Annotated in this window: 1 protein-coding gene; it reads right to left on the minus strand. The window is 31.3% G+C overall.

The genetic code is table 11. The features are described 5' to 3' along the window. A partial coding sequence (locus tag BHU61_RS13200) for an IS30 family transposase (RefSeq protein WP_242444263.1) occupies positions 1–1095 on the minus strand: 1095 nt, incomplete at its 3' end. Positions 1096–1169: the final 74 nt, after the last annotated feature.

Raw genomic sequence — 1169 nt, forward strand, 5'->3', positions numbered from 1 at the left:
GAGATAGTAGCTTAATGGTTCACTTAATATTCCTTCGGATTTTAGTGACTTCAGAAACAGGTATTTAGGTGTTTCGTAATCTAGAATTTTTCTGGGATAATTGTTCATCCAATTTTGGATGCGATAAATTATCTCATCAGATACTGATCCCATACTGATTCCTTTAGGGATTATCCTTCTAATGAATTTATGGTGGTTTTCTTTAGTACCTCGTTCCCATGATGAATAAGGGTGCGTAAAGTATATTTCAGTATTAGGTAATGTCTCTGTAAGGTCACAGAACTCTGATCCGTTATCAGAAGTAATAGACTTGAATATTTGTGAAAATGAATTACCTATTTGATCTTTTAATTGACTTAATGCTAATGTGACAGCATCATTAGTTTTACTTTTAATAGGAACGATGATTTCAAATCGTGTCTGTCTTTCAACAAGTGTAAGTAACGCTTTTTCATTTTTAAGTTTAGAACCAATAACAGTATCTATTTCCCAATGACCAAAGACATCTCTAGAATTGATTTCATGACTTCTATCTTCGATAGATTTTCCTAATACTTTTTTATTTTTTCGACTAGGTCTTCTATTTTTATTTGGTTTTCGTGAAATCTTCTCTATAAGGTCGATATTAGAGGTCTTCATCATTCCTCTTTCAATCCAGTTATATAGTGTTGAAACACAAGGAATAATAGAATCACAAAAAATATTATTCTTTTTAGCATAGGCAACTACGACATCGGGAGACCATTTTTTATTCAACATCATCTTATCAGCCCAATCAATAAAAGCATGAGATAGGTGATGTTTTGGAGTCCTGCAAGAATTCATACGATTTGTTTCATATTTAAGTTGAGCAACATCAGGGAAATAGCATTCATAATCATAAAAATATTCTTTACCATTAGAAACTACGCGCTTAATTTGTTTAACAGTTCCTCTATTGATCTCATTGTTAATTGTTTGAGGTGCTCTATTCAAAATTTTAGCAATAGCACGATTTGAATAATTTTCACTCTTCAAAACCTGAATTTGATATCTTTCAAATTCAGTTAAGTGTTTTCCTTTAACATGATTAGTGGTACCATTTAGATGAGTCATTTGCATTCATTCCTTATTGTTTGTTGTGGTAACTACAATATTAACATGGATGCACATGGCTCATTTTTTATTTT

This window comes from Macrococcus epidermidis (assembly GCF_003259695.1).
Classification (GTDB): Bacteria; Bacillota; Bacilli; order Staphylococcales; family Staphylococcaceae; genus Macrococcoides; species Macrococcoides epidermidis.